This window comes from Reyranella sp., from assembly GCF_965279465.1.
Classification (GTDB): domain Bacteria; phylum Pseudomonadota; class Alphaproteobacteria; order Reyranellales; family Reyranellaceae; genus Reyranella.
In genome coordinates this window covers 742109-755589 of record NZ_OZ257242.1, presented here as the reverse complement: position 1 = coordinate 755589, position 13481 = coordinate 742109, and the positions used below count along the sequence as shown (strand labels likewise).

At 66.0% G+C, this 13481-nt stretch carries 9 protein-coding genes; 3 read left to right on the top strand and 6 right to left on the bottom strand.

What is annotated here, in order from left to right:
• Positions 1–37 precede the first annotated feature (37 nt).
• Both ACQY8M_RS03735 and ACQY8M_RS03730 read right to left on the bottom strand, forming a co-directional pair.
• Positions 38–631 (bottom strand): hypothetical protein, encoded by a 594-nt coding sequence (locus ACQY8M_RS03735; RefSeq protein ID WP_428669145.1) that lies wholly within the window; start codon positions 629–631, stop codon positions 38–40.
• A gap of 82 nt (positions 632–713) precedes the next feature.
• Positions 714–1169, bottom strand: a complete 456-nt coding sequence (locus ACQY8M_RS03730; RefSeq protein ID WP_428669144.1) for an Hsp20 family protein — start codon at positions 1167–1169, stop codon at positions 714–716.
• 487 nt (positions 1170–1656) lie between these two features.
• Here ACQY8M_RS03730 and ACQY8M_RS03725 point away from each other — a divergent pair, with 487 nt between their 5' ends.
• Positions 1657–2577, top strand: a complete 921-nt coding sequence (locus ACQY8M_RS03725) for a patatin-like phospholipase family protein (protein WP_428669143.1) — start codon at positions 1657–1659, stop codon at positions 2575–2577.
• A 39-nt stretch (positions 2578–2616) separates the two neighbouring features.
• Here the strand turns inward: ACQY8M_RS03725 and hslU are convergent, their stop codons facing one another.
• Together hslU and hslV are read right to left on the bottom strand one after the other, a co-directional pair.
• Entirely contained in the window at positions 2617–3927 is a 1311-nt protein-coding gene (hslU, locus tag ACQY8M_RS03720; protein ID WP_428669142.1) for an ATP-dependent protease ATPase subunit HslU, read from the bottom strand.
• On the bottom strand, positions 3927–4496 hold the full coding sequence (hslV, locus tag ACQY8M_RS03715) for an ATP-dependent protease subunit HslV (protein WP_428669141.1): 570 nt from the start codon (positions 4494–4496) through the stop codon (positions 3927–3929). The genes hslU and hslV overlap by 1 nt, the downstream gene beginning before the upstream one ends.
• Positions 4497–4552: 56 nt before the next feature.
• Between hslV and ACQY8M_RS03710 the strand changes: the two genes are divergently transcribed.
• Positions 4553–5803: an NAD(P)/FAD-dependent oxidoreductase gene (locus ACQY8M_RS03710; RefSeq protein WP_428669140.1), complete on the top strand. Its 1251-nt coding sequence runs from the start codon at positions 4553–4555 to the stop codon at positions 5801–5803.
• Positions 5804–6308: 505 nt separating this feature from the next.
• Here the strand turns inward: ACQY8M_RS03710 and ACQY8M_RS03705 are convergent.
• Positions 6309–7733 carry an amidohydrolase family protein gene (locus tag ACQY8M_RS03705; RefSeq protein ID WP_428669139.1) on the bottom strand — a complete coding sequence of 475 codons (1425 nt, stop codon included), beginning with the start codon at positions 7731–7733 and terminating at the stop codon, positions 6309–6311.
• 334 nt (positions 7734–8067) lie between these two features.
• Here ACQY8M_RS03705 and rho point away from each other — a divergent pair, with 334 nt between their 5' ends.
• Positions 8068–9450: a transcription termination factor Rho gene (rho, locus tag ACQY8M_RS03700; RefSeq protein ID WP_428669138.1), complete on the top strand. Its 1383-nt coding sequence runs from the start codon at positions 8068–8070 to the stop codon at positions 9448–9450.
• A 175-nt stretch (positions 9451–9625) separates the two neighbouring features.
• On the opposite strand, the gene ACQY8M_RS03695 is transcribed toward rho, so the two are convergent.
• Entirely contained in the window at positions 9626–13438 is a 3813-nt protein-coding gene (locus ACQY8M_RS03695; protein ID WP_428669137.1) for a beta strand repeat-containing protein, read from the bottom strand.
• Positions 13439–13481: the final 43 nt, after the last annotated feature.

The following is a 13481-nucleotide window of genomic DNA, read 5'->3' as shown; positions in this document are numbered from 1 at the left end:
GCAACCGGCGATGCTCTCGACCCGACACGCTGGGAACTCAGAGCTGCGGAAAAACCCGTGGCCATACCTCCTGCGGCGGCGGGACCGGGTAGAAGCTGCGTGCGCCGGCACGATGCCGCGAGGCCAGCGCACGCTCGAGTGCACGGATCAGCTGTTCGCCCGTTATGGGCTTTGCCACGACAGGCACGAACGGATTGGACCGCGGGATCCCGCCAAGCGGGGTATCTGCCAACCACACGAAGGGGATGTTGTCGCCGGCCAACCGGTCGGCAACCACCGACGCCGCGTCGTCCTCGAGTTGCAGGTCTACTACCGCTCCATCGATCGGGCGGCGACCGGTCAACCGGTCAGCCTCGTCCGCCGAAGCGGCCGGACCGACGGCGCGATAGCCTGCGCACCGAAGGATGCGCTGCACGTCGAGCGCAAGCTGCGCCTCACGCGTAACGACGAGAATCCGTCCGCGCGGAGGATCATCCGCCAACGCGGTTCTTGGCAGGTGCCGCTGAGGGGACGTCGCGGTCGAGATGGCGGGCAACATCGGCCGACGGACATGGCTGCGAAGGGAAGGAAAAGTGGGAAACGGCGCTTCTTGCCCATGGCCGGGCAGGGAAGCAGCTGACGCGAGTGTCATGACGTACCTCCTGACTGGAAATGGATGGGACGCGGACGGCGGGCACCGCGTTCTGCAGCGCCCTCCGCCTGCCTGTTTCATTTTACTGCTGCGTGATCGTGCGCTGGGCCGCCTGCGCCTCGATGCGGATCGCGCGCGGCTTCTTCTCCTCCGGGATCTCGCGCTTCAGCTCGATCGTGAGCAGGCCGTTGGCCAGCTTGGCGCCCACGACCTTCACGTGATCGGCAAGCTGGAAACGGCGCTCGAAATTGCGCCCGGCGATGCCGCGATAGAGATACTCCTTGTCGGCCTCGCTGTTCGGCGCGGTCTGGCCGGTGACCAGGAGCTCGCTCTCCTTCTGCGTCACGTTCAGCTCGCTGTCGGCGAACCCTGCCACCGCCATCACGATCCGGTAAGCGTCGTCGCCTGCCTTCTCGATGTTGTAGGGCGGGTAGCCGGTCCCGTTGGTCTGGGTGGCCACCGAATCGAGCAGGTCGAAAACCCGATCGAAGCCCACGGTGGCGCGATAGAACGGTGCAAAGTCGAAGTCGTTACGCATGGTCATCCTCCTCTGAGCGATGGGTTGCTGTCGGCCCCCGATGGGCGGCCGCCTCTCCGACGGCAGCGCACGATGCCGCCATCGGTTGTCCGATCTAGTATTCCGTCCGCTCCCGTCAAGGGCGTGGATACTCTTCCGAAGGCTCGTGGCGAGTTCGGGTATCTGGCCCGTCAGTCCGGTCTGGCCGGCGCCGAACGCTGGCCATTCGAGTCCGCGCCAGGAGACAGGCGGCAATGCGACACCGCGACGACCTATTGACCTTCGAAGGCAGAAGCCGGAAATCGTCCGGCGACCGTTGGCTCGCTCCGGGGCAGACACGCATGCGCCTGCCCGCGCCAGCGATTGAACCGGGAGGGGAAATGCGCACGCCCTGCAAGCGCCCAGCCCGGACGCCGGGTGGAATTCAGCGTCGGCATGACGCCGGCCGCCATCGCATCGGTGTTTCGCCGTCGCTGCGCGGACCGTCGGGCCTGGCAGGCCGGGGATCATGACACGTCCCCGCATTGGACTGGCGCTCGGCAGCGGTGCTGCCCGCGGATGGGCGCACGTCGGCGTCATCGCTTCTCTGATCGAAGCCGGCATCGAACCCGACATCGTGTGCGGCACGTCGATGGGGGCACTGGTCGGCGCGGCCCATGTCGCCGGACGGCTGGTCGAGCTCCGGCAATGGGCCGAAACGATGACGTGGCGCAAGTTCGCCCGCTTGACGGATCTTCGTCTTTCGGGCGGCGGGTTGATCAGCGGCCGGCAGGTGGTCGCCTTCCTGCAGGACCTGGGTATCGGCGAGCCCATCGAGAGCTACGCCACCCAGTACGCCGCCGTCGCCACGGACATGGCGACCGGTCGCGAGATCTGGCTGCAGACCGGGCCGATCCATGAGGCGGTGCGCGCCTCGATCGCACTGCCCGGGATTTTCAGTCCGGCCAGGATGCGGGACAAGTGGCTGCTCGATGGCGGCCTCTCAAATCCGGTCCCCGTCTCGGTCTGCCGCGCCCTCGGCGCGGAAGTGATCATCGCGGTCAATCTCAATGGCGAGCTGCTGGGGCGGCGCTTTACCGAACCGGAGCCACCCGCCACGACTGTGCCGTCGCGCATCTCGATGGAGGTCGTCCGCCGCTTGATCGGCAAGTTCCCTGCGGCGCTGGGGCACAAGAAGGTCCCGGCCGAACGTGAACCGCCGCGCGGGACTTCGTCCGCTCCGGGTTATTTCGATGTGCTCGCGACCTCGATCAACATCATGCAGGACCACATCACGCGCACCCGTCTGGCGGGAGAGCCGCCCCACGTGATGCTGGTTCCAAGGCTGCGCAGCATCGGCCTGATGGAATTCGGCCGCGCCGAGGAGGCGATTGCCGAAGGCCGCGCGTGTGTCGAACAGGCGCTGCCGACACTGCGGCGGTATCTGTAGACGACCTTTCTTCGCGAGCGCCGCGCAGGAGAGAAGGACCTAGAGAACGAACTTGCTGAGATCGGCGTTCTTGGCCAGCTCGCCGACGCGCTCGCGGACATAGGCCGCGTCGATCTCGACTTTCGTGCCGGACTTGTCCGACGCGGTGAAGCTGATCTCCTCGAGCAGCTTCTCCATCACCGTGTGCAGCCGGCGGGCGCCGATGTTCTCGACCGTCTCGTTGATGTCGGCCGACAGCCGCGCGATCTCGTCGATGGCGTCGTCCTTGAAATCGAGCTCTACCTTCTCGGTCGCCAGCAGCGCCTTGTACTGCTTGACCAGGCTTGCTTCCGGCTCGGTCAGGATACGGCGGAAGTCATCCTTGTTGAGCGAGGCGAGGCTGACCCGGATCGGCAGGCGGCCCTGCAGCTCGGGCAGCATGTCCGACGGCTTGGAGAGATGAAAAGCACCCGAACAGATGAACAGCACATGGTCGGTCTTCACCGGCCCGTGCTTGGTGTTCACCGTGGTGCCTTCGATCAGCGGCAGCAGGTCACGCTGCACGCCCTCGCGGCTCACGTCGCTGCCGCTGCGCAGCTCGCCGCGCGCGGTGATCTTGTCGATCTCGTCGATGAAGACGATGCCGTTCTGCTCGACCGACTCGCGCGCCTCGCGCACGACCTTCTCCTGGTCGAGGAGCTTGTCGCTCTCCTCGCGGACCAGGGCCTCGTGTGCATCGGCCACCGTCATCTTGCGCTTCTTGGTGCGGCCGCCGAACGCCTTGCCCAGCATGTCGCCGATATTGATCATGCCGACCGACGCGCCGGGCTGGCCCGGGACCTCGAACTGCATCGGCCCACCCGTGTCGGCGACCTCGATCTCGATCTCGCGGTCGTTCAGCTCGTTGTTGCGCAGCTTGTGGCGGAAGCGCAGCTTGGTCTCCTCGCTCGCGCTCGAGCCACACAGCGCATCGATCACGCGATCCTCCGCGCCGAGCTCGGCCTTGGCCTTCACGTCCTTGCGCAACCGCTCGCGCGTCATGTCGAGCGAGGATTCCATCAGGTCGCGCGCGATCTGCTCGACGTCGCGGCCGACGTATCCAACCTCGGTGAACTTGGTCGCCTCGACCTTGAGGAACGGCGCGTCGGCGAGCTTCGCCAGACGGCGCGCGATCTCGGTCTTGCCGACGCCGGTCGGGCCGATCATCAGGATGTTCTTGGGCAGCACCTCCTCGCGCAGCGCCTCGGGGAGCTGCAGCCGGCGCCAGCGGTTGCGCAGAGCGATCGCGACGGCGCGTTTGGCGTCCTGCTGGCCGACGATGTGCTTGTCGAGCTCCGACACGATCTCGCGGGGGGAAAAGTCGTTGCTCATCAGGCGACCTTGAGTTTCTCGATGACGAGATTGTGGTTGGTATAGACGCAGATGTCGGCGGCGATGCCCATTGCCTTGCGTGCGATCGCCTCGGCATCCATGCTCTCGATGTCGAGCAGCGCCCGCGCCGCGGCCAGCGCGTAGTTGCCGCCCGAGCCGATGGCGATGATGCCGCCTTCCGGCTCCAGCACGTCACCGGTACCCGACAGCAGCAGCGACACGTCCTTGTCGGCGACGGCCATCAGCGCCTCGAGGCGGCGCAGGTAACGGTCCGTGCGCCAATCCTTGGCCAGCTCGATGGCGGCGCGCAGGAGCTGGCCGGGATGGCGCTCGAGCTTGGCCTCGAGCCGCTCGAACAGGGTGAAGGCGTCGGCCGTGGCGCCGGCGAAGCCGGCGATGATCTGGCCGTTGCCGAGGCGGCGGACCTTCTTGGCATTGCCCTTGACGATGGTCTGGCCCATCGAGACCTGGCCGTCGCCCGCCATCACCACCTCGCCGCCCTTGCGGACAGACAGGATGGTCGTGGCATGCCAGCCGGGAGACTGGGTCGAATCTGATTGTAGGGACATGGCGACCTAAATAGGCATTTACGACGGCAAATCAATCATCATGCTAACCTGCCGGCATGACCACCGAAGCCCCCATCATCGTCATCGGCGCCGGCATCGTCGGGACTGCCACAGCCCGGGCCCTGCAGCGCGCCGGGCACGCCGTCACCCTGCTCGATAGCGCCGAGCCCGGCCGGGCGACCTCCTACGGCAATGCCGGCTTCATCGCCATCGACCACGTGCTGCCGCTGGCCCGGCCGTCGACCCTCAAGCGCGTGCCGCAAATGCTGATGGACCGCAACGGGCCGCTCACCGTGCATCCGCCCAGCATCCCCTACCTGCTGCCCTGGATGGCCCGTTTCGCGCGCGCCGCCTACAGCATGACCGAGGTACGCAAGGGCGTGGATTCCTTCGGGCCGCTGATGGCCGAGGCCAACGTCGCCTGGAAGGCGGAGATCCAGGCCTCGGGACTGGGCGAGCTGTTCAAGAGCCGCGGCGCGCTCTACGTCTACGAAAGCGAGATCTCGTTCGCGGCCAGCGCAGAGGAGCGCGAGCTGCAGAGAGCCAAGGGCACCGAGTTCGAGATCGTCGACGGCAACCGCGCGCGCGAGCTGGCGCCGGGCCTCTCCAGCCACATCGTGCGCGGGGTGTACTACCCGCACGGCATGCACACCATCAATCCGTACCGCGTCGTGGAGAGCCTGGCGGAACGCTTCGCCTCGGACGGCGGCACGATCCAGCGGGGCCGTGTGCGCGGCTTCAAGCGCGCCGGCAACCAGGTCACCGACGTACAGCTCACTGACGGCGAGTTGCCCGCGAAAGCAGTGGTGATTGCGGCCGGCCGCGCCTCGGGCGAGCTCACGCGCGTGCTCGGCTTCAACGCACCGCTCGTGGCGGAGCGGGGCTATCACGTGATGCTGGCTCCCGACAATGTGCGCTTCGACATGCCGGTCAGCCCGGCCGAACGCGGCTTCTTCATAACGCCGATGGAGGAAGGCCTGCGCGTCGCCGGGACGGTCGAGCTCGCGGCGCCGCACCAGCCGCCGTCCTGGCATCGCGCCGACCTGCTGATCAAGCATCTCAAGGACATCTTCCCCGGCGTCGGCGGCGCCGAGCAGAGCCGCTGGATCGGCGAGCGTCCGAGCCTGCCCGACTTCCGTCCCGCCATCGGTCGCGCGCCGCGGCTGGCCAATGTCTATTGCGGCTACGGCCATCAGCATGTCGGCCTCACTCTCGCCACGGCGACGGGCCGACTGATCGCCCGCCAGATGGAGGGCGAGGAGCTGCCCGCCGCGCTGGCCGCCTGCGATCCCGGAAGGTTCGGCTAGAATCGTCGCGCCATGAGTTTTTATAGGGGCAGGGAGAGGCTGATGCCCCCTTCCGAACCGGACTGGCAGATTTCCCGCATCCGGCTCTCCAGTCGGTGGTCTTACCCACGAGGGGACTGACGGCCCGGCACACGACAAGGGACAAGTTCGTTGCCGTAGCTGGTGTAGAGAAACAGGGTCCAGCCTAGCTTGCCACGACCTTCACAATGAAGGTCATCAGCATCTGTCTCGCCCTGAACGACAGTTCAGCCCCGCTCCTTGCGAGAGCTTCGGCCCCTCTGGCGACGTGTAGCAACAGGAGCACTAGCCCCGGTCATTCTGTCCGCCGTTCAGCTCGAGCCATCTCCACCTTCCTGCGGGAGAACCGGCCGCTCCCCCGTTCGTGCCCTCGCAAGGACGGTGCTGCAACAGGCGAGGGCACGGCCCCTTGGTGAGCGCGGCGTCCCGGCCTGTTGCTTTTTGGGCCTGCGCGTGGCGCCGAACACTGCCGGAAGCATTGGTGCACCTAGACGGCGGGCCGGCTGCGGATGTCGTCGGCGACCTTGCGCTTCTGGAACTGTCCGTCCCGCAGGTCGCCGTGAAAGGCGCCTTCTTCGACGACGACCTTGCCGCGCAGGATGGTGACTGTCGGCCATGCCGTCACCACGTGCCCTTCCCAGGGTGTGTAGTCCGTCTCGTGCAGATCGGAGGCACGGATCGTCTTTTCGAGGCCGGTCTGCAGCAGGACGATATCGGCGTCGGATCCCACCGCCAGGGCGCCCTTGCGGGGATAGAGGCCGAGAATGCGCGCGGCATTGCTCGAGACCATGTCGACGAAGTGCGCCGGCGAGTAGCCACGCTTGGTGACCATCTGGGTGTACATCAGCCCGACCCTCGGCTCGACGCCGGCATTGCCGCCGGTCACGTCGTCGATCCGGCTGCCCTGCAGCTTGACGCGCAACGGGCAACAGAGCTCGTCGGTGGCGATCGCCTGGATGGCGCCGCGATTGGTTGCTTCCCACAAGCGCTTCTGGTCTTCAGGGTACTTCAGCGACGGATATGTGTGATACACTTGCGCACCTGGGCGCTTGTAGTCCTCGGCGTTGTACATCAGGTACTGGTGCAGGGTTTCGCCGTACATCGGGAAGCCGCGGGCGCGCGAGGCATCGAGTGCCGCGACACCGGTCGCCGCCGAGACATGCACCATATAGAGGGCGGCGCCCTCGACATTCTCGGCCAGCCGGATCACGCGATTGAAGGAAAGCTCCTCGCTCAAGGTGTTGTGGACCTCGGCCATGTGCTCGAAGTTGACGCGGTTCTCCCGCATCAGCTTGTCGTACATGAACATCACGATGTCGTTGTCCTCGGCATGGATGCAGGCGATGCCGCCCTGCCGCGCTACGACCTTCAACGTCTCCCAGATGTGGCCGTGCGGCATCATCAGCTGGCCGCCGCTGCCCGGAAAGATGTTGGTCGTGAAGATCTTCACGCTGGCATGGCCATCCTGGATCGCGTCCGCGAGCTGGTCGAAGTGGCTCGTCGGGATTTCGCCGTTGAGCATCAGGTGGAAGCCGTAGTCGCAGTAGCAGGCGTCCTTCCACGTCTTCTGCCAGAGCTCGATCGATTGCTGGATGGTCCGGTCGTGCGCGCATTGCACGAAGTCGATCAGGGTCGTGGTGCCGCCGTGCAGGGCCGCCCGGCTCACCGGCGCCGCCGGATCGGTGTAGATGGCGGGGAACCCCGTGACCTTCCATTCGAGCTGGCAATGGATGTGGGGATCGATGCCGCCCGGAATAACCAGGCGACCGGAGGCCGACACGGTCGTCGTCGCCTCGGGCAGGGTGCCAGGCCCGCCGACCAGGACGATCCGCCCGTCCTTCACGCCGATATCAGCCGCGTGGGTGCCGCTCGGCAACACGCAGGTCCCACCGGTAATGGCAAGGTCCAGCATAAACTTGCTCCTGCCGGGAAGATAAATTCTGCGCGAACCGCCGGCGGATCCCACCCGGCTCGAGACCCTCCCCATCTATCGTGGCTTGCGCTACGGAAGCGTCAACGACGATTGGACCGATCACGCGCAAATTCTGGATTGGCCCGCCAACCCGCCGCTCTCAGGCTTTGACACGCACCGGACGCGCAACTATATAAGCAGCACCTAGGGCCCTTGGCGCCGCCGCCCGGCGGTGATCGACGGGGTCCACACCGTACGACACAGCACTCATCCCAACGTCGGCCTCCCGGTCGCCCGAGCGCGTGCGTCCTTCCCAGCCACACTGAAAAAGACAATGAATCTCGAAGATCTCAAGAAGAAGAAGCCGCCCGAACTCCTCGCCTTCGCCGAGGAGCAGGGCGTGGAAGGCGCCGCGCAGATGCGTCGCCAGGAGTTGATGTTCGCCATCCTCCAGAAGATCGCCGCCGCCGACGAGGTGATCTCCGGCATCGGCACCATCGAGGTGATTCCCGACGGCTTCGGCTACCTGCGCTCGATGGAGGCCAATTACCTGCCCGGCGCCGACGACATCTATGTGAGCCCGACCCAGGTCCGCAAGTTCGGCCTGCGCACCGGCGACACGGTCGAAGGCGAGATCCGTGCGCCCAAGGACGGCGAGCGCTACTTCGCCATGGTGCAGATCAACAAGATCAACTTCGACGACCCCGAGTCGCTGCGCCACCGCATCGGCTTCGATTCGCTGACCCCGCTCTATCCCGACGAGAAGCTCAAGCTCGAGATGGACAGCGTCGGCGTCATTGCGCCGACGATTTCCGAGGAGCAGAGCGCGCCGCGCGCCACGGCTTCCGGCCGGGTCAGCACCGGCCGCCGCACCACCGGCACGCTCACCAAGAAGGCGTCGACCTCGACGCCGCAGCAGCAGCTCGACATCTCGACCCGCGTGATCGACCTGATCGCGCCGATCGGCAAGGGCCAGCGCGCCCTGATCGTCTCGCCGCCGCGCACCGGCAAGACGGTGCTGATGCAGAACATCGCGCACGCCATCACCGCCAACAATCCCGAGGTCTACCTCATGGTGCTGCTCGTCGACGAGCGGCCCGAGGAAGTCACCGACATGCAGCGCACGGTGAAGGGCGAGGTCGTGAGCTCGACCTTCGACGAGCCGGCGAGCCGCCACGTCGCCGTCGCCGAGATGGTGATCGAGAAGGCCAAGCGGCTGGTCGAGCACAAGCGCGACGTCGTGATCCTGCTCGATTCGATCACGCGCCTGGGACGCGCCTACAACACCGTGGTGCCGAGCTCCGGCAAGGTGCTGACCGGCGGCGTCGACGCCAATGCCCTGCAGCGGCCCAAGCGCTTCTTCGGCGCGGCGCGCAACATCGAGGAGGGCGGCTCGCTCACCATCATCGCCACGGCGCTGATCGATACCGGCAGCCGCATGGACGAGGTGATCTTCGAGGAGTTCAAGGGCACCGGTAACTCGGAAATCATCCTCGACCGCAAGGTCGCCGACAAGCGCACCTTCCCGGCGATCGACATCACCAAGTCTGGCACCCGCAAGGAAGAGCTGCTGGTCGACCGCGCGACGCTGTCGAAGATGTGGGTGCTGCGCCGCATCCTCATGCCGATGGGCGCCGTCGATGCGATCGAGTTCCTGCTCGACAAGCTGCGGACGGCGAAGACCAATTCGGACTTCTTCAGCTCGATGAATCAGTAACGCGCCTTCACAGGCGCGGGCGGGCGGCGCAGAAAAGACGAGAAAGCCTCCTCACCAGGTCCTTTGCGTGCTCGAGGTTCGGGAGCGCTATGAGCGATTGCCTGCTGGTGAGCGCCAAGTCTCTGCAGATGCGCCGGACGAGACGCCGCTGCGCCAGCGGCGTCTCGCATACAGGTCAGTGGCCGGGGGCCAGCTCGAACAGCGTGCCCGACGTGGGATGACCGTCGCTCTTCAAGGCGTAGTCGCTGGTGCTGAGCCCGTATTGGTTCGCAGTCTGGTTGTATAGCGCGAAGACTGCGGTTTGTAGGCCGTCGGTCAGTGTTACGGCCGTGTAGGTGTTGGCAGCACCCGTACCACTTACGCTCAGGATGCTGGTGTGGGCGAACGAGAAGTCCTGCAGATCGATGGCATCGTCGGTGCTCATTCCGGCGACGGTGCCACGGAATGTGTTGGCGTCGCCGAGTTCCAGCAGGCTGGCGACATTCGAGGCGAACGCCAGGGACTGCCCCGATGAAACCGCGCCGTCGACATGCAGTGTCGCCGCGCCGAGCGAGACGGTGCCGGTGCCGTCGAGATCACCGCCGACGGATAGCATGCCGCCGGTGACGGCGAGCAAATCGCCGTTGATCGCATTACCCTCGATCATCGCCGTTCCGCCTGCTTGCGAGAAGCGGCCGCCGTCGACGATCACGAGGCTGCCGGCGTCCAGCGTACCGCCTTTCAGGGTGAGGACGCTGTCGTCGGCGCTGGTTCCGTTGCTGGCTATGGTGATCGCCCCAGCGACCGCGACAGTCCCGCTTTCTTGCGTGAAAGTGCCCCTGCTGGTGGCGCCGACAGTCAGCGCGAGGGTGTCGAGGTTGGCGTTGGCGATGCTCATGCTTCCGTTGTCCACGATGCCGCCGGAGATTTCCGTGCTCCCGCCTTTCTGGATGAACTTCGCGCCCGATGCGACCGACAGATCGGAGGCCGAGAGAGTACCGCCCTGCTGCGTGTAGTTGCTGCCGGCTCCGGCCCCGGCGACCGTGAGGCTGCCCGCGATCGCCGCTTCGCCGCCAGTTTGCCAGAAGCCGCCCCTCGCCGTCGTGCCGATCCCCAGTGATGTGGCGTTGAACGTCCCGGCCGCCAATCTCATCGAATAGTTGTTGAGGACGGCGCCCTGGAAGGTTGCCGTGCCACTCGTTTGCGAGAACTTTCCGCCGCCTGTGACGGCCAGCCCGCTCGCCGTCAGGTCGCCGCTCTTCAGCCAGTAGTAGCTGTCGGCCGTGCCGCCGACCGCGAGCTTGCCCGAGATCGTCGCGGTGCCGCCGCTCTGCGTGAAGACGCCCTTCGCGGTGGTGCCGACGCTGATCGAGGCGGCGCCAAGGACACCGCCGGCAAGCCTCATCGCGCCGTTGTCGGTGATCGCGCCCGTGACGGTAGTCGTACCGCTACTTTGAAAGAACGTTCCACCGACAGCGACCTCGAGCTTCGTCGTCGTCAGGCGCCCGCTCGCGAACGAGATCGCGCCACGGGTGCTCATGCCGGTCGAGAACGTCGCCGTACCGCCCTTCTGGGTAAACTTCGCGCCCGTCGCGACCGCCAGGCTCGAGGAAGTCAGGTCGCCACTCTTCAGCCAGTAGTAGCTGTCGGCGGTGCCGCCGACCGCGAGCTTGCCCGAGATCGTCGCGGTACCGCCCCTCTGCGCGAAAGCGCCCTTCGCGGTGGTGCCGACGCTGAGCGTCGCCGCGTCGAAGGTCCCGCGAGCAATGGTGATCGTGCCGTTGTCGACGACCGTGGCGGCCGTTGTCGAGCCGCCTTGCTGGGAGAGCGTGGCGCCGCTGGCAATGCCGAGCCCGAAGGCCTTGAGCGCGCCGCCGTCCTGGATCGTCGTGGTGCCGCCCAGCACCGCGCCGCCGGCCGAAGCGCCCAGGAGCTGGAGCACGCCGTCCCGCATCACGGTGGTGTTGTTCGACGTGCCGTGGACCGATACGACCTCCATCGCCCCGGCGGAGATCGTGGTCTGGTTGACCGTGCCGCCGGAATAGACTTCGAGCGTGGTCGGCGCCGTCACGAACAGTCCGGTCGCGCTCTGGCCCGATCCGACGATCACGACACCGGCGTTGCCGTAGATGAGGTTGGACGTGCCGTCGTCCTGGATCGCCACACCGGTGTTGGGCAACACCAGCAGACCCTTGATGTTGAGTCCGATCCAGTTGTTGACGATGCTGTCGCGATTGGCGTCGGGGCCGAGCGTGATGCCGTTGCCGGTGTTGCCGCTGATGATGTTGTACTGGTCCGATGGCGATGGCGAGGGTGTCGAGGAGATTTGCGGCGTGCCGATCACGTTGCCGCCGCCGGAGCTTGACAGCAGGACGCCGCCCGCACCGTTGCCCAGGGCCGCGATCTGCTGGATGTCGGTTCCGATCGCCGTTGAGAAGACGGTGTTGTCGTAGGCCTCTCCGGTGATGGCGAGGCCATAGTTCACGTTGCCGGAGAAGGTGTTCTGGCGGATCACCGAGCCCTGCGAGGCGCCGACGCCGCCGATCGTGTTGCCGTGCGCGGTATCGGTGACCAGCACGCCATTGTTGCCGTTGGCCAGGACGGCGTCGCCGCGGGTGTCGAGGCCGACGATGTTGGGAACGATCGTCACGCCCGAGGCGTCGCCGGCGATCTCGATGCCGTTGTTCAGATTGCCCGAGAAGACATTCGTGCGGACCGTCTGGTTGCCTCCGGTCGAAGTGATCAGCAGGCCGTCGTTGCCGTTGGGCGCGGCACCGTAGAAGGCGAACAGGCCGCCGAATGTGTTGAAGGTGGTGAAGCCGCTCGCGGTGTCCGCGACCTCGATGCCGTTCTGGCCGTTGCCGGCCGAGACGTTGCCGAGCGGGATGACGCCACCGACGGTGGTATTTGTCGACGAGCCATCGACCAGGATGCCGTTCAGCGCGTTGCCGACGGTCACGGCGTTGTTGGCGCCGATGCCGAAGAAGTTGGCCTGCACGGTGGTGTTGTCGGAGTCGGTGACGTGCAGCCCGTTGCCGCCGTTGCCGCTCACCACGTTGTAGTAGACGAAAGGATTGTCCTGAAAGAGGCAGCCGATCAAGGAGTTCCGATTGGCGTCGTTGATCGCGATGCCGTCACCGGCATTGCCCAGCGCGGCATTGCCGGTGACGTCGGTGCCGACGAAGTTGCCCTCCAGGAGATTGCTCTCCGAATGCTGGTCGATCAGGATGCCGTTCTTGCCGTTGCCCGACACCAAGTTGCCGAGCGGCGGCGCGACGATGACCTGGGTGCCGTTCGGTCCGCCGTCGCCCTTGTCGTTGGTCGGATCGTTGGGTTGGCCATCGGCATTCACGCCGATCGCATCGCCGCCGATCGTGTTGCCGTTCGAATGATTGGTTACCCAGATGCCGTTTCCGGCGTTGGCCATCGCCGTCGTGCCGTCGACGCTGGTGCCGATCCGGTTCGAGACGATGGTATTGCCCAGGGAGCTATGCAGGCTGATGCCATTGCCGCCGTTGCCCGAAATGACGTTGGACACTGCCGCCGCAGCGTCCGGATTGTAGCCGATGCTGTTGCCCGCCGAGCCGGCAGAGACATAGACGCCGTCGCCGGTATTGCCGAGCGCGCTCCCGTTCAGCGCGACGCCCACATAATCGTTGTTCAGGGTGATGTGGGAGGCGTTGAGTGTTATGCCGTGGCCGTTGGCGTTGCCGACCGACAAGCCGACGAGCTGCGAGCCGTCCGAGCCGGCCGCAAACACCAGGCCGGCGTGCCCGTTGAAGTCGATGCCGATCGTCGGGGCGGTTCCGGTGGTCGTGCTGCCGGATACGATCGAGGTCTGCCGGCTGATCGCCGGCAGGTCGCTGATCAGGGTGATCGTTCCGGTCAGCCCCGGCGAGAAGCTGATGGTGTTGGCTACCCCGGCCGGACCGGCGTTGGAGCCCTGGATTGCCGCCCGCAGCGACCCGGCGCCGCTGTCGTTGAGATTCGTGACAGTGAAGTTCGCCATCGCCTATTTCCCCGAACGCCAAAATTGCAGTGCTTCGGAGAAT

Coding starts and splice junctions, on each gene's coding strand:
- ACQY8M_RS03735 (WP_428669145.1), bottom strand. CDS start 631: ATGACACTCGCGTCAGCTGCTTCCCTGCCCGGCCATGGGCAAGAAGCG.
- ACQY8M_RS03710 (WP_428669140.1), top strand. CDS start 4,553: ATGACCACCGAAGCCCCCATCATCGTCATCGGCGCCGGCATCGTCGGG.
- rho (WP_428669138.1), top strand. CDS start 8,068: ATGAATCTCGAAGATCTCAAGAAGAAGAAGCCGCCCGAACTCCTCGCC.
- ACQY8M_RS03730 (WP_428669144.1), bottom strand. CDS start 1,169: ATGCGTAACGACTTCGACTTTGCACCGTTCTATCGCGCCACCGTGGGC.
- hslV (WP_428669141.1), bottom strand. CDS start 4,496: ATGTCCCTACAATCAGATTCGACCCAGTCTCCCGGCTGGCATGCCACG.
- ACQY8M_RS03705 (WP_428669139.1), bottom strand. CDS start 7,733: ATGCTGGACCTTGCCATTACCGGTGGGACCTGCGTGTTGCCGAGCGGC.
- ACQY8M_RS03725 (WP_428669143.1), top strand. CDS start 1,657: ATGACACGTCCCCGCATTGGACTGGCGCTCGGCAGCGGTGCTGCCCGC.
- hslU (WP_428669142.1), bottom strand. CDS start 3,927: ATGAGCAACGACTTTTCCCCCCGCGAGATCGTGTCGGAGCTCGACAAG.
- ACQY8M_RS03695 (WP_428669137.1), bottom strand. CDS start 13,438: ATGGCGAACTTCACTGTCACGAATCTCAACGACAGCGGCGCCGGGTCG.